The 17,278-nt window shown below is 56.2% G+C and carries 15 protein-coding genes and 4 pseudogenes; 2 read left to right on the top strand and 17 right to left on the bottom strand.

The window, feature by feature from the left end; genetic code table 11:
• The 7 genes and pseudogenes from I656_RS18325 to I656_RS01575 form a co-directional block, all read right to left on the bottom strand.
• Positions 1-197, bottom strand: a pseudogene (locus tag I656_RS18325) (hypothetical protein); the annotation flags it as partial.
• Positions 194-964 (bottom strand): 5-oxoprolinase subunit PxpA, encoded by a 771-nt coding sequence (locus I656_RS01550; protein WP_015374691.1) that lies wholly within the window; start codon positions 962-964, stop codon positions 194-196. The pseudogene I656_RS18325 and the gene I656_RS01550, both read right to left, overlap by 4 nt.
• Positions 961-1,932, bottom strand: coding sequence for a biotin-dependent carboxyltransferase family protein (locus I656_RS01555; RefSeq protein WP_033006630.1), 972 nt, complete (start codon positions 1,930-1,932; stop codon positions 961-963). Before I656_RS01555 ends, I656_RS01550 begins: the two co-directional genes overlap by 4 nt.
• Positions 1,925-2,617, bottom strand: a complete 693-nt coding sequence (gene pxpB / locus I656_RS01560) for a 5-oxoprolinase subunit PxpB (protein ID WP_015374688.1) — start codon at positions 2,615-2,617, stop codon at positions 1,925-1,927. The genes I656_RS01555 and pxpB overlap by 8 nt, the downstream gene beginning before the upstream one ends.
• Entirely contained in the window at positions 2,614-3,363 is a 750-nt protein-coding gene (locus tag I656_RS01565) for an IclR family transcriptional regulator (RefSeq protein WP_020756601.1), read from the bottom strand. Before I656_RS01565 ends, pxpB begins: the two co-directional genes overlap by 4 nt.
• Before the next feature lie 132 nt (positions 3,364-3,495).
• Positions 3,496-3,939, bottom strand: coding sequence for a GNAT family N-acetyltransferase (locus I656_RS01570; protein WP_033006629.1), 444 nt, complete (start codon positions 3,937-3,939; stop codon positions 3,496-3,498).
• Positions 3,940-4,253: 314 nt separating this feature from the next.
• The gene (locus I656_RS01575; RefSeq protein ID WP_033006626.1) at positions 4,254-5,774 is read right to left on the bottom strand and encodes a bifunctional ADP-dependent NAD(P)H-hydrate dehydratase/NAD(P)H-hydrate epimerase; all 1,521 of its coding nucleotides are present in this window, start codon (positions 5,772-5,774) and stop codon (positions 4,254-4,256) included.
• Positions 5,775-6,049: 275 nt separating this feature from the next.
• Here I656_RS01575 and I656_RS01580 point away from each other — a divergent pair, with 275 nt between their 5' ends.
• Positions 6,050-7,240, top strand: coding sequence for an MFS transporter (locus I656_RS01580; RefSeq protein ID WP_015374684.1), 1,191 nt, complete (start codon positions 6,050-6,052; stop codon positions 7,238-7,240).
• 12 nt (positions 7,241-7,252) lie between these two features.
• Here I656_RS01580 and I656_RS01585 read toward each other — a convergent pair whose 3' ends face one another.
• The 10 genes and pseudogenes from I656_RS01585 to I656_RS0116755 all read right to left on the bottom strand — a co-directional run bounded on the left by I656_RS01585 (position 7,253) and on the right by I656_RS0116755 (position 16,559).
• Entirely contained in the window at positions 7,253-7,648 is a 396-nt protein-coding gene (locus I656_RS01585; protein WP_020756597.1) for a hypothetical protein, read from the bottom strand.
• A gap of 62 nt (positions 7,649-7,710) precedes the next feature.
• Positions 7,711-8,115: a thiol-disulfide oxidoreductase DCC family protein gene (locus I656_RS01590; protein WP_020756596.1), complete on the bottom strand. Its 405-nt coding sequence runs from the start codon at positions 8,113-8,115 to the stop codon at positions 7,711-7,713.
• Between the two features lie 13 nt (positions 8,116-8,128).
• Positions 8,129-8,797, bottom strand: coding sequence for an SOS response-associated peptidase (locus tag I656_RS01595; protein WP_033006624.1), 669 nt, complete (start codon positions 8,795-8,797; stop codon positions 8,129-8,131).
• 96 nt (positions 8,798-8,893) lie between these two features.
• A pseudogene (locus I656_RS01600) lies at positions 8,894-9,834 on the bottom strand (alpha/beta hydrolase).
• A gap of 126 nt (positions 9,835-9,960) precedes the next feature.
• Positions 9,961-11,642 (bottom strand): annotated as a pseudogene (locus I656_RS0116760) (acyl-CoA dehydrogenase family protein).
• A gap of 94 nt (positions 11,643-11,736) precedes the next feature.
• On the bottom strand, positions 11,737-13,263 hold the full coding sequence (locus tag I656_RS01605; protein WP_033006622.1) for a class I adenylate-forming enzyme family protein: 1,527 nt from the start codon (positions 13,261-13,263) through the stop codon (positions 11,737-11,739).
• The gene (locus I656_RS01610; protein WP_033006621.1) at positions 13,260-13,649 is read right to left on the bottom strand and encodes a MerR family DNA-binding transcriptional regulator; all 390 of its coding nucleotides are present in this window, start codon (positions 13,647-13,649) and stop codon (positions 13,260-13,262) included. The genes I656_RS01605 and I656_RS01610 overlap by 4 nt, the downstream gene beginning before the upstream one ends.
• Before the next feature lie 378 nt (positions 13,650-14,027).
• A complete protein-coding gene (locus I656_RS01620; RefSeq protein ID WP_033006618.1) occupies positions 14,028-14,816 on the bottom strand; it encodes an ABC transporter permease in 789 nt (262 codons plus the stop codon).
• Positions 14,817-14,818: 2 nt separating this feature from the next.
• Positions 14,819-15,592 (bottom strand): ABC-2 family transporter protein, encoded by a 774-nt coding sequence (locus I656_RS01625; RefSeq protein ID WP_033006616.1) that lies wholly within the window; start codon positions 15,590-15,592, stop codon positions 14,819-14,821.
• Positions 15,589-16,559, bottom strand: a pseudogene (locus tag I656_RS0116755) (ATP-binding cassette domain-containing protein). The gene I656_RS01625 and the pseudogene I656_RS0116755 overlap by 4 nt, the downstream one beginning before the upstream one ends.
• 158 nt (positions 16,560-16,717) lie before the next feature.
• Between I656_RS0116755 and I656_RS0116750 the strand changes: the two are divergent.
• Positions 16,718-17,104, top strand: a complete 387-nt coding sequence (locus I656_RS0116750; protein ID WP_033006614.1) for a hypothetical protein — start codon at positions 16,718-16,720, stop codon at positions 17,102-17,104.
• The last annotated feature ends 174 nt before the right edge of the window (positions 17,105-17,278 follow it).

The raw sequence follows: 17,278 nt of genomic DNA, 5'->3' as shown, positions 1-17,278 counted from the left end.
GCCATTTCATTGAGCCAGCCAAAAAATCGGTATAAGTTAGAAGAAGCAATAAACAGCTCTAAATGAAAACAGCGCCCTAAGCGAGTTTCCTGCTTAAGGCGCTTATTCGGCAGCTGCTGCATGGCAGTGCACACGCCCATATACACCATTAAAGAAGACGGCAAGGGCGCCAAATATGGTGTTCCGGCTTTCTTCATCGTCTTTCCTCTCGGCGCGGCGCCTGAATGGCGATGCCTTCGTTTTGCAAGGCTTGATAGAGCCGCTTGGCAAATCGCACCGCCTGTTCATTGTCGCCATGGAGACAGACGGTGTCGGCTTCAATCGCCACGTCCGTCCCTTGCACCGAGCGAACGCGCCGGTCGCGGATCATCATAAGCACTTGCGTGACCGCTTCGTCTTCATCCGCGATGATGGCGCGCGGATCGCTTCTTGGGGTGAGCGAACCGTCCGCCTGATACGTCCGGTCGGCGAACACTTCGCTCGCCGTACACAAGCCGTAGGCGCGGCCGGCGCGGATGAGTTCGCTTCCCGACAAGCCGTATAAGACAAGCATCGGATCGACATCATGCACCGCTTTGGCGATCGCTTCGGCCAGCGCCGCGTCTTTCGCCGCCATATTGTACAAGGCGCCGTGCGGCTTCACATGCGTCATCACGCCGCCTTCCGCCTTCACAAACGCAGCCAGCGCGCCGATTTGGTAGACTACATAGGCGTATACCTCCTCTGGCGAAACGGCCATGGCGCGCCGTCCGAAGCCAAGCAAATCCGGAAACCCCGGGTGGGCGCCGATGGCAACGCCATGCTGGATGGCGAGTTGCACCGTCCGCCGCATGACGAGCGGGTCGCCGGCGTGAAACCCACAGGCGATGTTGACAGAGGTCACGTACGATAAGATTTCTTCCTGCCCAAGCCTATACACCCCAAAGCTTTCGCCGAAATCGCAATTCAAATCAATCGTCCTCACCGTTCTCCCTCCCATTGACGGCGAATGGCCGCAATCCATCGAGCCAGCCGTTGCTGTTGTTCCTTATAAAGCCACATCGCTTCTTCCGGCCCGATCGGCTGAAATTGGATAAAGTCACCCGGGCGAGCCTGCGCGAGAATCGGCAAATCCACAGCCGCGACTTGGGCGATGCGCGGGTAGCCGCCGGTCGTCTGGCTGTCCGCCATCAATACGATCGGCTGGCCGGATGCTGGGACTTGCACCGTGCCGAAAACGACCGCTTCCGAGACCATCTCCCGCTCGCGCACAAGCGCCAACGTTGGACCGGAAAGCCGATAGCCGATCCGATCGGACTGCGTCGTCACCTCATAGCGGGCGGCGAAAAACTGGCGGCGGCTCGCCGGCGTAAATTCGTCATACTCCGGACCGGGAACCGCGCGCACCGTTTTCGTTTTCCCACCGATATAGCGGCGGGCGGCCGAAGCAAGACCCCAACGCATCCGGCCGATAACACGACGCCCATGAGTAACGCCGACCGGCAGTGCATCGCCCCGCTGCAACGGGCGGCCTGAAAGCCCGCCAAGCTGGGCTGGAACGTACGTGGAACGGCTGCCCATCACGGGCGGGACGTCGATGCCGCCTGATACAGCGATATACGCTCGAAACCCCGTCCGACACACCCCTACTTCGAGCACATCGCCCGGCTCAACAGCCATCGGCTTCCAAAGTGCAAACGTCCGCCCATTGAGCGTACACGGGAAATCGCCGCCGCATACCGCAACGACGGCCTCGACGCGAAACCGAAGCGTCGGTCCGGCCATCGTCGCCTCAAGCACCGCCTCATCACCGTTGTTGCCGACAAGCGCATTAGCCAGGCGATACGCCCACGCATCCATCGCCCCGCCCGCCGGCACGCCGGCATGCCGGTAGCCAAAACGCCCGCCATCTTGCACGGTTGTAAACAACCCAGCCTCGATGACGTCAATCATGTTCCTCGCTCCAACGTGCAAATTCATCAGCCCCAATCGGCTGAAACGCGACGATATCACCAGCCGCAAGCAAACTTGGCTTCTCTCGGTGCGGGTCAAATAGCTTCAGCGGCGTTCGACCGATCAGTTGCCAGCCGCCCGGCGTCGCAAGCGGGTAGACGCCCGTCTGTCCGCCGGCGATGCCGACCGAACCGGCAGGCACTTTTGTGCGCGGCACCGACCGCCTTGGCGTCGCCAAGCGCGGCGACAACCCTCCTAAATAGGCAAATCCAGGAGAAAAGCCGATCATATAAACTCGGTAGCGTCCGGCCGAATGGAGCGCTACCACTTCGTCTTCTGTCATCCCATGGAAACGAGCGACATCCGGCAAATCCGGACCGAATTCGCCGCCGTAACAGACGGGAATGACGACCGTCCGCGCCGAACGCCGCACCGCTTGTTCAGACCGCCTGATGTTTTTCCTTAGCCATGCGCCTATGCCGATGTAATCGATCATCAATGGATCATAGTAGATGGTGAGCGACGAAAACGCCGGCACGATCTCCTCGATGCCTTCTTTTCGCTCGGCCTGAAGCCGGGCGGCCGTTTGGTGGACGATATCATTCACGTCCTCGTCAATGCGGTCTGAAAACCGAACCGTCACCGCATATTCGCATAATGGAAACAACGTATACTCCACCGTCATCCCTTCCCCCGAAAGCCGAGTTCGCGCGAAATGTCCATCGCCGCCTGCTTCAATCGCGGAACGATGCGCGCCACATCATCTGGCGAAAAGCGTTGTTCCGGCCCGGCGACGCTCAGCCCGGCAACCGCCGCGCCTTCATGGTTGAAAATCGGCACCGCAACGGCGGCCGAATAGTTTTCCAGCTCAGAATAGCTGACCGTATAGCCGCGGCACCGGTCTTCTTCCAACAACCGGCGAAGCGCTTCTTTGTCGGTCACCGTATGTTTGGCGATTTTAACAAGTTCGACTTGTTCTACATAACGTTCCCGCTCCGCCTTGTCCATAAACGCAAGCAACACGCGGGGACACGCACCGGCGTACAACGGAGCGCGCCGCCCGACTTTCGTATAGACGCGCACCGGCTCGGACGTCTCGACTTTTTCGATATACAGCGCCTCATCACCGTCGCGAATGACAAGATTCACCGCTTCGTTCGTCTCCTCTTTCAGCCGCTTCATCACGGGCAGCGCCGCCCGGCGAATATCAAGCCGCTCGGCGACGAGTGCGCCAAACGTCAAGAAGGCTAAACCGAGCTCATAGTGATCGTCTCGTTTTTGCAAAAAACCGAGGACAACAAGCGACTGGGCCATTCGATACACCGACGTTTTCGGCATCCGAAGCCGTTCGACCATCTCCGGCAATGTCAACCGTTCGCAATCGAGAAACAAATCAAGCAGTTCTTTTGTTTTTAACACCGTTTTGTTCATCGTCGCCCCTCTGTTCCGAATATCAGAATATCAATTCCAAAATACGACCTATATATTTCGTATTATAATGAAAAGTGGGACAACTTTCTACTCCAAAAATGAAAAGCGTCTGCTGAACAGACGCCGTTGGATTCAACTCGATAAGCGTTTCAAAAACACATAACTGACTTTTTCATATTCCATTTTTTCCTCATAGAAGCGATGGGCGTCAATCCGCTGCAAGCCGGAGGAGAGCGAGACAATCCCGTAGCCGTGCTCCTTCGCCCACTCGTGTACATAGGACAGCAACGCTTTTCCATACCCTTTCGAACGTTCGCTCGAAGCGGTCACCAAATCGCACACCCAAATAAAGCGGCCGTTATAGAGCGTGATCATCGGCATGAATCCGACAACGGCAACCATTTTGTCCTGATCATATAACGCCGCAAGCTTATACCCTTCTTTTTCTTGCGCTTCCCGCACAAGCGCCGTGTATGTTTCCTCATCCAAATGGGTGCGCAGCTCGCGCATCACCGGAAAGGCGCTTCTCACTTCTTCCTCCGTTTCAAGCCAAACGAATTGCGGCACGATTCCCATCTCCCTTCTTCTATTTCTACATTCATTATAGCCATGTTTGTCCAAAAATGGAACTGCCGCCTTTCCGCAACGTTTATCATCGTTTCGAAAGAAGACTCCCGCTTCAAGCGCGTGAAGGGCGCAACCCAGCGATCAGCGAAAGCTGAATGTCGGCTGATAAACCAACCATTACAGCCGCAGCCGCAAATACGGCCTCAGCGGTTTGCGCCCGAACCGCATGCCTTATGCGCAGGAAAAAGACAACGCCAGCCGGTCATCGCAAACCGGCTGGAATCGTGTTCATCCCCCAGCGCTCCTTTCATTGAAGCGGTTGATCACGTCAGCGAAGCAAGCACAGCCGGCAAGGCATCCACAACGTCCGACGCCAATACATCCCAGGGCGAATGACCGTGTTGAACAAGCCTATCAGCAGCCTTTCCATGCACGAACACCGCATTGCTCACCGCCGGCTGCACCGCCTCGTGCTGCAGCAAAAACGCCGCCACGATGCCCGTCAACACGTCGCCGCTCCCGCCTTTCGCCAAAGCCGGGTTGCCGGTCGTGTTGACATATTGCGATCCATCCGGCGCCGTCACAATCGTATACGGCCCTTTCAACACGACATACACGCCATATTCCATCGCCAGCCGCTTCGACACGCCAAACCGGTCGCGTTCCACCTCGCTGACCGGGCGGCGAAGGAGGCGCGCCATTTCCCCCGGATGCGGCGTGATCACCGTCGGCGCGCTCCGTTCGCGCACCAGCTCGGCGTAATCGCCCCAAAAAAACAAGGCATCGGCGTCGATGACAAGCGGCACCGGCTGGCGCACAAGCTCATTGACCAAGCGGCGAACCCCTTCCGTCCGGCCCATCCCTGGGCCGACAGCGATCGCATCGATCTCAAGCCCATCCCAATCGGCCGCGCCGGCAAACGCGCCGCCCTCGGCCGGCCATGGTCGGCACATCGCTTCCGGCACGCGGTTGGCAACCGCCTCATACACCGTTTCCGGAACCGCCATGGTCACAAGTCCGGCCCCGCTTCGCAGCGCCGCTTTGGCGGCGAGCGTCACCGCTCCGGCCATCGCCTTGGACCCGCCGACGATGAGCAACTTGCCGTACGTTCCTTTATGAGATGACCGTGTTCGCTTCGGCATCGTCCGCACCACATCGCTCTTTTCCCACAAAAACCGAGCAGCCGCCTTCGCCTGCACCGCCGCCGGCGGAATGCCGATATCCACGACGGTGAGCTCTCCGTAATAATCGGCCGCCGGGAACGTGTACGCCCCAAGTTTCGGGCATTGCACCGTCAGTGTCGCATCAGCGCGGACCGCCATGCCGGCTTCCCCACCGTCCGCCGGCATCCCGCTCGGCACGTCAATCGCATAAACGACCGCCGGCGAACGGTTCACTTGCTCGATGATTTCCTTATATGGCGGACGTACGTCCCCTTTGACGCCGATGCCAAGCAAGGCGTCAATGATGATGTCATAATGCGGCAAGAGCGCCGCCAACTCCCGCTCTTTTCCTTCATAAGCGATCCATGCATAACCGGACCGCTCGTACACCTCAAGCGCCGTGCGCGCCGCCCCTTTCACCTTTTCCTTTGGCGGAACGAGCCAGACATCGGTTTCATAGCCATAACTTTTCAACATGCGCGCGATGACGAACCCATCGCCGCCGTTGTTGCCCGTGCCCGCGAGCACCGCCACCTTGGCAGCGGGCGGAATCCGCTTCTTCAGCGCCCAAAACAGCGCCTGTCCGGCGTTTTCCATCAACGAGTCAGCGCTGATGCCGATCCGTTCTGCCACTTCCCGGTCAATGGCGTACATTTCCTCAGCCGTTACGATCGGAATCATATACGTTGCCCCTTTCGATTGTTCTTCCCATACATATAAATTGTACAATTTTACCAGGAAACTTCGCAAAAGAATACCACTTAGATCTTTTAGAGGCCATCGTTGCACCGACCGCCCCGATGGGCATTGACTCGGACAAATTCAAATCTCACCAACATCTGCCGCCTTGCGGGCGGCGGGTGTTTCTTTTTGTAGACGATCAATCGGGAAAAGCAGTATAGTAGAAAGTAGAAATGTTCAGTCTTCGTTCACTCGAAAAAAAGAGGCGACCGACCTTGACATACATCGAAAAGGGAAGCATCACCTATCTGAAAGCAAGCATATCGCTCTTTTTCGGCGGGTTTGTGACGTTTGCCGTGCTGTATACACCCCAGCCGTTGCTGCCGATTTTCGCCAAACAGTTTCACGTTTCGGCCGCAGCGGCGAGTTTAACCGTATCAGCATCGACCGGCGCACTTGCCGTCGCGATGCTGGCCGCGGCCAACTTGTCGGACCGGATCGGCAAAAAGCGGGTGATGGCCGCCTCGATGTGGCTGACATCGCTGTTGGCCATCGCAATGGCGTTCAGCCCGGATTTTCCGACGCTGCTTGCGGCGCGCACGCTCGTTGGCATCACGGCAGCCGGCATCCCTTCCTTGGCCATGGCGTATGTCGCCGAAGAGTTCCATCCGGCCAGCATCGGCAAGGCCATGGGGCTCTATATTAGCGGCACATCGATCGGCGGCATGGCCGGGCGGATTTTGACGGGCGTACTGACCGATCTTTTTTCCTGGCGCTCGGCGCTGATCACGATCGGATTTCTATCATTGGCGCTTTCCCTTGCCTTTACCGTCTTTCTGCCCGCACCAAGACAGGCCGTCCGGCGGCGGAACAGGGAAACGCTGCGGCAGGCATACGCCGTCCACCTTCGCAACAAGCCGCTTATGGCGCTCGTAGTGCTTGGCTTTTTGTTCATGGGCGGGTTTGTGACGCTGTACAATTACATCGGCTTTTTGCTGAGCGAGCCTCCGTATTCATTCCGACAATCCGTGCTCGGCTTTTTGTTTATCGTTTACATATTTGGCGGCATCGGCTCTGTCTATATGGGACGGCGGGCGGATCTTCGCGGCCACGCCTGCACCTTGCGTTTGTCGGTCGCTTTGACGGCGCTCGGGGCGCTCGCCACGCTCGCTCCGTCCGTGCTCGTGAAAATAGCCGGTTTGGCGCTGTTTACGTTTGGCTTTTTCGGCTGCCACTCCATCGCCAGCGCCTGGATCGGCGAACAGGCGCACGTCTATAAGGCGCAGGCGTCTTCCTTGTATCTTCTTTTCTATTATTTAGGGTCAAGCCTTGCCGGAACAGCCGGCGGCTACGTCTGGACGCATTTCCATTGGAGCGGTGTCATCGCTTTTGTCATCACACTCCTCGCTCTGTCCGGCCCGCTTATCTTCTATGCGGAAAAACGGCGGCCATCGCCTTCGCGATGACCGCCGCCTCCGTCATGATTGCTTGGTGATCACTTGCAGCCCAAACTGCAGGCAATCGTCGCAAATCGCCGCCAGCGGACCTTTGGCCAGCCTTGGTTTTTCTTTGAGACAAAACGAGCAGCGGACGCCGCCATGCGCCTCTTCCGTCTCCATGGCCAGCGTTTCCTCAAGTTTTTCCAATGAGAAGACAGCCAACGCCTCGTATACATTATCAAGCAAATGATCATCAATATAGGCACATTTTCCTTCCCAACGGAGCGCGATGAGTTTCGCCGCCACCGCCATCCCTTCGTAAAACCGGCGGCGGTCTCCCTCGCCCTGCTCTGCGGATGCCGCCAAATCATCGGCGAACTGCTCAAGCGCCGCAGCCGTGCATTGTTCGAGCCACCGTTTTGTTTCGTTCGCCATGCCATTTCACCTCCCTTATTTCTTTCTCTTTTCAATACGACAAACAAACATATTTTCCTTCTTTACCGCGGCAATTCATCAAGAAAACGAGCCCGCAGTTCAGGCGGCGGCAACTGGCAATGATCGTGCTTCGGTGCGAGACGATGCCGACGTTTCGCAATCTGATCATACATATGATCGCGCAACAGCCGCGGAACGAGAAACCCGACGGCTGCCAGCCAATTCCACGGCCAAGCCAGATGTCGTCCGATGCGCAACACGGCATCCGACTTGACATAATAGCAGCCGTCTTCGATGAGGACGACCGTGTCCCCTCCCGGCGCGCTCATCGCTTCCAACAATGTCCGCCCGACAGCGCTCTGTTGTGCGGCAAAGCGAAACACCGCCTTTCGGTCGCGGGCGGCGATCCAATATACACTCGCATGGCAAAACAAACAGTCGCCGTCAAACAAAATGACCGGGTGCATTCGATTCCCCCATTCATCGGCTGTGAACCGGCTCGATGCAAGCGCTCACATCATGTTTCGGCGAGTTGACAAGCGGCGACACTTCGTACATTCGCATTAGTTCGCTCGGATACGGCAACAACAACGATTTCAAATACTCGCTGTCATCAAAACTTGCATCAAGCCAGTCATCATGCCGCTCGGGAGGCAATATGACCGGCATCCGGTCGTGAATAGGGGCAATGAGCTCGTTCGCCCTCGTCGTCATGATCGTGCACGTCTCAAGCGGCCCGCTCGGCCCTTTCCAGCGCTCCCACAGTCCGGCAAAGGCAAATGGCTCGCCCGTTTTGAGGGTGAACCGGTACGGCACTTTTTTCGTTCCTTCCTTTTTCCACTCGTAAAACCCGTCAGCTAAAATGAGGCAGCGCCGCCGCTTGAACGCATGGCGAAAACTCGCCTTTTCATCGACCGTTTCCGCCCGGGCGTTGATCATCTTGGCGCCGATGCGGGCATCTTTCGCCCAAAACGGCACAAGCCCCCAGCGCATCATTTTCCCGACTCTTTCTCCCCCCTCGGCGACGATGGTCAACACATCTTGACCCGGAGCGATGTTGAACCGGGGCGCGAGCAGGCCTTGATAACGGAAACGAAACAGCGTCTGCAATGTTTCCGAATCAGCGGTTAACGTAAACCGGCCACACACAGCATTCACTCCTTGACCAGTTGGCCGATGCCATCTTGATCCTCTATTGCATCCATTATAATACAAAAAGCGGCCGAACACGAATCGCAGCCGTCTCTAGAAAGCAGTCTTTTCCAATGAGCGCAAAAACACCAACACCCGTTCTACATACTCATCGCTGTAGAGAGAAAAACTTTTCACATGATCCGCTTTGTCCGTCAGCCATAGCTGAAACGCATCCGGATGGGTTTTGTACAGTTTTACGCTTTCTTCATACGGAATCGAACGGTCGTCTTTGCTGTGAATGAACAAAATCGGCCTCGGCGCGACACGATCGACGGCATGGATGGGCGAAGACACGCTAGATCCAAATCGGCCAGCGCCGGAACGATCGCCAAAATCAAATACGTAAACGGCACGTTCGGCAGATGCGTCCATACCGGCATATTGGCTCGCAAATACGATTCGAGGTCGCTGAACGGGCTGTCCGCAATCACCCCGCGCACGTCATTGTCTTCTGCCGCCGCCAAGATCGATGTCGCCGCTCCCATCGAAACGCCGTATAAGGCGACTGGCTCGCGATAGTGCCGCTTCGCGTAATCGATGACGCCAAGCAGATCGTCTTTCTCTTTGACGCCGATCGTAATCATATCGCCTTCCGACTCACCGCTCGCACGAAAGTCAAACAAGATGACGCGGTACCCGTCGTCAACAAGCCGCTTGGCGAGCGGCAAAAACGGCACGTTTTTCTGAATCCGGTTGCCGGCATACCCATGGGCAAAAATGACCGTCATCTTCGCCGCTCCTTTAGGCGGAATGATCCAGCCTTCGAGCGCCGTTTTCCCATCTTTGCTTGTAAATGTCGCACTTTCATACGCCATGCCATAGTCTTTCGGCGTCATGGTAATCGGCTCGCGCGGTTTATGCGTCAGCTGCCAGCCGACATAAACGGACAAACCGACGCAGGCGAGCACCCCCAACATCACGACGCCAATGGCCGCCGAAATCCACACGCGCCGTTTCGTCCGGCGCGGCGTGCGCACCAATTCCATGCGCATTTCCCCCTCTCGCTTTTCCCTTTTCTTTCATCCTACTTGTTCCATTGCTCATTTGGCAATCAAAAAAAGAGATGTCCGCCCAACACGAACATCCCTTTCGCTCACGGCCCGCTTCATGCCGCCAATTTACGAATGGGCAAGCGGGGCAGACGCTCCTTTACATCTGACGATCAAGTCAAACTCACGCACCGACGTCATGCGTTCATCGACGAGCCCGCGCTCCCACACATGACGCACAAACAGCTCGGCGATCCGCTGATTCCGATCGTTTTCCTGTCCGCGTTCAAGGGCGATGATGCTCAAATACAGATCACACATCCGATTGGCGATCGCTTTCGCGTGGAACGTCTGCACCTCATCCGCTTGGCCGCCAAGACGGGCGAGCGCGGCCACCAACTCCTTCAACCCTTCTTCAACCGGGCGGGCAAGCGGCTTAACCTCGGCCGTCAACCGCTCAAGGCGCTCCTGCATCTCGGCGGCAAACCGTTCGTGGATGCGATATTTGCGCATCAAACGCAGCACCTCGAGCGCCAAAATGTTCGCCGTCCCCTCCCAAACCGTCAGCACTTGCGCATCGCGCAACAGGCGTGGCGTAACAAAATCTTCAATATACCGTTGCCTCCATGCATTTCAATCGCCTCATGGCTGAACGCGATCGCCTCTTCGGCGGTGCGCATCTTAAGGAGCGCAATCAGAAGCCTGAGCCATGCTTTCTCCGCCTCGCTCGCTTCATGCGGCGCGGCCATGACGCGGTCAAACAAGGCGATCATGTCAAAGCAGGCGCTCGTTTCCACTTCCTGTCTCGCTGTCAAATTGGCGAGCGTCCCGCGCACCATCGGGTAATTCGTCAACACATGACCAAAGGCCGTGCGCCGCTCGGCGTATTGTTTCGCCTCTTCAAGAGCCCGCTTCATGATGCCGACGGAAGCAACCGCATTGCAGACGCGCGAGAGATTAAGCGCTTCCATCATATAATAGAAGCCTTTCGCCGGATCGCCGACGACATACGCCTTGGCGCCGTCAAACACGACTTCGGCGGACGGCACGGCGCGCACCCCTAATTTATCCTTTAAGCGGCGGATGGTGATGCCGTTTAATGTCCCATCCTCGTTGCGCCATGGGACGAGAAACAAGCTCAGCCCTTTCGTCCCCGGCCCGCTCCCGTCGATGCGCGCCAACACGAGCGCTACGCCGCAGCGGCCGGCGTTGCTGGCAAAATATTTTTCCCCGTATAACTGATAATGATCGCCGCACGGCACGGCGCGCACCGCATTGGCACCAACGTCCGACCCGCCTTGGCGCTCGGTTAAAAACGTCGCTCCTTCGTACAACTCGACTTCCCCGGTGGAGATGACATGGGGCAAATACGTCGCCTTCAGCTTTTCATCGGCAAAATGCTCGAGCACATAGGCGGTCGCCATCGTCAACGTCACCGGACAATAAAACCCGGGCTCGGCTTGGGATAAAATGTACCCTTGGGCATATGAATAAACATAGTTCCCTTTTCTCCCAAGCTCAGGAATCGGCTTGTGCACATAGCCGACAATCCCCGTCTCGTACGTCTGTTTCGCCGTCTGCTCGTATCCTTCATTCACCCATACTTCGGAAATGTCGTTGCCAAAGCGGTCATATTTGATCAGGCGCGGCTGCCCTTCGCGGTCGGTATGCACAGCGCGGCGGTCAACGTCTGTCAAACAAAATTCGTAAAACGACGCGAGCTTTTCTTCCGCATACCGATACAATTCGTCATCCAAATGCCGTTTCAAATTCGCCAACAAATTCGGGTCAACTTCACAAAGCGGTTTCATCGTCTCTCCCCTTTCTTCGATTTTCGTTCCCCTCACAATTTTTGGAGCTCTATCAAGACGCTAGGGGATCCCATTGCGCCGCCCCCAACGCTCCTTATCTTCCTTGCGCGACCGCCTCCCGCGCCCGCAGCACTTGTTTCAACACTTTTCCCGTCGCATTGCGCGGCAGTTCGGCGATCGCCTCATACAGACGCGGAATTTTATAGTCAGCCAGCTTGTCAGATAGGAAGCGCTTACACTCCTCCGCAAGCGGTTCAAGCGGCGCGCTCAGCACGACAAACGCTTTTGCCGTTTCGCCCCACTCCGGATGCGGCACGCCGATCACAGCGACATCCGCGATCGCCGGATGCGTCCGCAGCACATCTTCCACTTCCTTTGGATAAATGTTGACGCCACCGGAAATAATGACATCTTTTTTCCGGTCGACGATCCAAATGTAACCGTCCTCATCGCGGCGCGCCAAATCGCCGGTGTACAGCCAGCCGTCTTTGATCGCTTCGTTCGTTTTTTCTTCGTCCTTATAGTATCCTTTCATCACGCTCTCCCCGCGCAGCACGATCTCCCCGACCTCGCCGGGCGCGACTTCCTGTCCATTCTCATCGACGATGGCCACCTCGCAATGAAGAGCGGCATAGCGGCCGACGCTTCCCGCTTTTTCGCCATGCTCCTCAGGGGACAAGTACGTGCCGTTCGGGCCCGCTTCAGTCAAACCGTATAAACCCATCATCCGCCCGGCGCCAAAACGGCTGGCGACAAACTTCACTTCCTCGCGCGACAGCGGCGCCCCGCCGTACATCCAGCAGCGGACCGAAGAAAGGTCATATTCGTCAAAGCGCGGGTGCTTTGCCGTCAACAAGTACGCCACCGGCGCGCCAAAAAAGTGGGTGATCTTATGGCGCTCAACGAGTTCAAGCAAGGCATCCGGGGAAAAGGAAGGAGCCAAGACATGGGTCGCGCCGACATACGTGCCGCCTATGAAAAACAAATGAAGTGGCGCCGAGTGGCTGAGCGGCATGAGATGCAGCAGGCGGCTTTGACGGTCGATTTTCGTTTCGATCACGATCATGTCCGCAACCGTGATCACATTGCGATGCGTGAACAACACCCCTTTTGGCCGCCCCGTTGTCCCCGATGTATACAAAATCGTCGCCTCATCATCTCCGTTGGCTGGGCAGACGATCTCGTCGGAATCACCCGAATCAATCAACTCCTCGAGCGACAGCCAGCCGACTCCCGCCTTCCCTGTCTTCACCCACATTCCATCGCTTCCACCGACAAGCGGAGCGAGCACTTGATGCACCGAATCGTGCGCAATGAGCGCCTTTGCCTCGCTATGGCCGAGAATATACTGCACCTCAGCCGCCGTCAAGCGCGCGTTAATCGGCACAACCACGGCGCCAAGGCGCAAAACGGCAAAGTACGAAACGGCAAACTCTTTGGTATTGGGCATATACAGCGCGACTTTATCGCCGCGTCCGACACCAAGCCGAGCCAATGATGAGGCCAAGCGATTGACCATGCGGTTGACCTCGGCATACGACAGCGCTGATTCTCCTTCGATGACCGCCGTTTTCTCTGGAAATTTCCTCGCATTCCGGGCAAGCAGCTCTGAAATGTTCATCCATCCGATCCCTCCCATTGTCGCAATCGCTGTTCAAAATCGGAAAGCAGCGCTTCCATCTCCGCCTTCAGCTGCAGCAAATCCTCAATCCGCTCGTTCACCTCCCTCAATTTCCGCCGCCCGTATTCGACCGTTTTTTCCAGCTGTTTCTTCCCCGTTCGATCCTCATCAAACAGCGAAATCATCTCATGAATCTCGTCAAGCGAAAAGCCGAACCGTTTGCCGCGCAAAATGAGCTTGAGTTTCGCCCGCTCCTTTTTCGTATACAGCCGCTGCCCTGACTCGGTCCGGATTGGGGAGAGCAATCCACGTTCTTCATAATAGCGGATCGTCCGTGTGCTCACATCAAACTCTTGCGCCAAATCGGAAATGGTGAAATAGTGCATGGCCATCCCTTTTCTAGAAGTAATATTCTGAATTTTATTTTAATTGACGTTTACGTAAAAGTCAACGAATATGAAAGCAAAGAAACAGTCATCCTCCCCCTTCTCCGTGTCCATTCTCTCCGCCATCCAACCATCAATATGGAAAAAATGGATCTGGGAGTCGCCGGCGAAAGGAGAGCATCCCGAGCCAATGCAAGGAAAGAAACAGTCAACCGAACGCTCGAGTCATAAACACTGGAACGCTTCCCCATCATTCACGGCGGCCAGAAGCGAATCGAGCGGCATGATGCTCGTCGATATACTGCCGATCACCGTCGATATCTTGGCCAAATAGCCATGACTAAAGAAAAAAAAGCCCCCGTCTAGGGAGCCGTTTCCTCACCCGCCCGCTCCCGTATAAAAGCGCAAGGCAAACCGCCAAAAGCGGCGGGAAGCCCATAAAAAGAGCATAGCCACAGCCAAAGCCGCCAGCACCGCAGCCATGCTCCATTTCCCAAGCAGCGCCAAAGCCGGCGTATTGGTGATCAACACCGCCGGCAGAACGTACGTAATCACGAAGCGCACCGCGCCGCGGTACATGCTGCCCGGGAAGCGGGCCGTGTCAAAAAACGAGTCGAAAATAAACGACAAATCATCAATGCGCACCACCCAAAACGACGTCGTCATGAGCATCATCCATAACGAATAAATAAGCAAGAGTGACGCGGTCATCACGACGAAAAACATCAAGACGTCCGCCGCCGACGGCACGTAGCGTTCGACATACAAGCCGTAGCCGATGACGCCGAGGCCAAGCGCTACATCGATCAGCCGCCAAAAGACAAGATGGCGGAAGCTGACGTAAAACATGCTGTCGACCGGCTTCGTCAAAATATAATCGAGCGTGCCGCGCCGGACATGCTCAAGCAGCCGCGGCATGTTCGGGCGGAGCGCGAAATCGATCCATCCGCGCAGCGTATTAAAAACGCCGAGCAGCACAAGCACTTCCCCATACGTCCAGCCGCCCAAGCGGTCCGTCTGGTAAAAAAAGATATGGACGGTGAGCAGGGCGATGCCGACGCCAAAAAAGCTGGCGATAAAATTGCCGAAAAATTCGCTTCGATATTCCAATTCCTCAACCAAACAAGCACGGAAAAACTCGCGGAACACCCGCCCATACCGCCGCATATTCACCCACCTACCGCCTGGTTTTTTCGCATTCCTGCTTTCCAAAGCCACTGCACCCCCGCGACAAACACGGCCATCCACCCGGCCGCCGCCGCAAAACCGCGCGCCAACTCTCCTCCATCCGCCGCCCCGGTGGCGATTTCGATCGGAAAGCTGATCATATAGCGGAACGGCAGCCATTCGCTCCATTCGCGAAGCATCGGCGGCAAAAACTCAAGCGGCGCGATCCGTCCTGACAAAAACAACGAAATGACATCGATCACCCCGTACACCGCCGCCACCTTCGTCACCCAAAACGCGAACAGCCCGCATGAGTAGCTCAACAAAAAGCGAAGCGCCGCGCCCAATACGACTGCCGCCAAAAACAGCACTGCTTGCCCTGCCGTCATATGCGGGCGAAGCGCCGGCCAAAACACCGCCCCCACCAGCCAAACCGGCACTAAAATGACGGCAAACAGCCACTTGTAAACGATATTTTCCGCGATCGCCCAATGGATCGGATGAAGCGGCCTAAGCAGCAAGTTCGAAAACGTCCCTTCGCGGATTTCACGGTCAAGCTCCCATACATCCCACGCGCTCGTCATCCGCTCGACAAAAATGACCGCCATAAAATAGAATAGAAACGACTCGCTCTCTTCCGGATGAATGTTCATCCAGACAAACATCGTAATGAGCGGCTGCGTGATGGCGCCCGTCATCCAGACGAACGTCGCAAGCCGATACGCAAGCATTTCGATGTATTTCATCCGCAATAGGGCGATATATTTGCGAATCATACGTGTTCCTCCCAAAACGCGCGCGCAATCACTTCCTCAAGCGGCGGGTCTTCGATGTTGATATCGCGGACGTCAAATCGTTCCAACAACCGCGCTGCTGTCTCCGCCGCCGTCTCGCGCGCCACCCTGAGCACAATCGTCCCTTCTTCGATTTCCGCCACTTCGCCGTACTCGCTCCAATCGACATTTGGCAGCCGAGAAAACCGAACCTCGAGCCGCTTGTACGGCGCCAGCTTCTCCGTCAGCACCGACAAATCCCCGTCGTAAATCAATCGCCCGTAGTTAATGATCATCACCCGGTCGCAAAGCGCCGCGACATCCCCCATGTAATGCGACGTCAACAAAATCGTCGTCTCGTGCTCCCGATTGTAGTCCACGATAAAGCGACGCACGTTTTCCTGCGTATGGACGTCAAGCCCGATCGTCGGCTCATCCAAAAACAGCACGTGCGGCCGATGCAACAGCGCCGCCGCCAGCTCGCAGCGCATCCGCTGGCCAAGCGACAGACTGCGCGTCGCTTGTCAAGAAGCGGCGCCAAGTCGAGCAGCTCCGTCAATTCCTCGAGCGTCTGGCGGAACGACCGATCGTCGATGTCATAAATCGCTTTATTGACCAAAAACGTCTCCATTGGCGGAATGTCCCAAATGAGCTGGCTTTTTTGCCCCATCACCAAGCTCATCATTTTTTTAAACTCCGGCTTTTGCTCAAACGGCACAAACCCGCCGACCGTGATCTCCCCTGACGTCGGATGCAAGAGGCCGGCCAACATTTTCATCGTCGTCGTTTTCCCCGCCCCGTTTGGCCCTAAAAAGCCGACGATTTCCCCTTTCTCAATCGTAAACGAAACGTCCTTCACCGCCTCAATGACGCGATAGTCGCGCCGCCATAAATGACGCACCGCCTCAAGCCATCCCGCATCGCGGCGATGGACGCGGAACGATTTATGCAAATGGCTGACACGGATCACAGTGCCCATCCTCCAATAGTGTACTGTTGACATTCTTTTGTTATATCACATCGAGGGGGCGCGCCGCAAAGAAAAACATTTCGCCATCTTTTCTCTATCGTTCCCATCTTTCGTCATGTATAATAGAGAGAGAATCGAACGAGAAAGGAGATTGTCGAATGGGGGATATTACAAATGAAATGATTTGGCAAGCCATTAAAGAACTTGCCGAGCAGCTGCAACAAACGAACGGACAAGTGCAGCAACTGGGCCAACAGGTGCAACAAACAAACGAGCAAGTGCAGCAACTGGGCCAACAAGTCCAACACCTTAACAGCCAAGTGCAGCAGCTGAACCACCAAGTACAGCAAACTCATGAGCAAGTCGACCAGCTCGCCAAACAAGTGCAGCAAACGAATGAACAACTCAGCCAATTAAGCCAGCAAGTGGCCGACATGGACAAACGGCTCACCGATGTCGCCAACGGCCAAAACATTTTGGTCGAAGAGCTGTTTGAAAACAAAAAGGAGATCAAGCGGGGCAAAACGGCATTGAATATGTATTAAAACCCCCGTGTCTTGTCGAATTTTCTTTTTCGTTACCCGACGATCCATCAGCTTGCCTTCCCCCTACTCAAAACTTTCACTACTACGCGCAACTCCACACTCGGCATGCAAAGAGCCCTGGCAGCCTTACCAAACAATAGCCAGGGCTTTTCTACGTGAACTACCCACCACCTA

The sequence above is a fragment of the Geobacillus sp. WSUCF1 genome, from assembly GCF_000422025.1.
GTDB classification, from domain to species: Bacteria; Bacillota; Bacilli; order Bacillales; family Anoxybacillaceae; genus Geobacillus; species Geobacillus zalihae.
This window is presented reverse-complemented; position numbering and strand designations above follow the sequence as displayed.

Coding starts and splice junctions, on each gene's coding strand:
- I656_RS01555 (WP_033006630.1), bottom strand. CDS start 1,932: ATGATTGACGTCATCGAGGCTGGGTTGTTTACAACCGTGCAAGATGGC.
- I656_RS01620 (WP_033006618.1), bottom strand. CDS start 14,816: ATGCGGCGGTATGGGCGGGTGTTCCGCGAGTTTTTCCGTGCTTGTTTG.
- I656_RS0116750 (WP_033006614.1), top strand. CDS start 16,718: ATGGGGGATATTACAAATGAAATGATTTGGCAAGCCATTAAAGAACTT.
- I656_RS01610 (WP_033006621.1), bottom strand. CDS start 13,649: ATGCACTATTTCACCATTTCCGATTTGGCGCAAGAGTTTGATGTGAGC.
- I656_RS01575 (WP_033006626.1), bottom strand. CDS start 5,774: ATGATTCCGATCGTAACGGCTGAGGAAATGTACGCCATTGACCGGGAA.
- I656_RS01585 (WP_020756597.1), bottom strand. CDS start 7,648: ATGGCGAACGAAACAAAACGGTGGCTCGAACAATGCACGGCTGCGGCG.
- I656_RS01565 (WP_020756601.1), bottom strand. CDS start 3,363: ATGAACAAAACGGTGTTAAAAACAAAAGAACTGCTTGATTTGTTTCTC.
- I656_RS01625 (WP_033006616.1), bottom strand. CDS start 15,592: ATGATTCGCAAATATATCGCCCTATTGCGGATGAAATACATCGAAATG.
- I656_RS01590 (WP_020756596.1), bottom strand. CDS start 8,115: ATGCACCCGGTCATTTTGTTTGACGGCGACTGTTTGTTTTGCCATGCG.
- I656_RS01605 (WP_033006622.1), bottom strand. CDS start 13,263: ATGAACATTTCAGAGCTGCTTGCCCGGAATGCGAGGAAATTTCCAGAG.
- I656_RS01570 (WP_033006629.1), bottom strand. CDS start 3,939: ATGGGAATCGTGCCGCAATTCGTTTGGCTTGAAACGGAGGAAGAAGTG.
- pxpB (WP_015374688.1), bottom strand. CDS start 2,617: ATGACGGTGGAGTATACGTTGTTTCCATTATGCGAATATGCGGTGACG.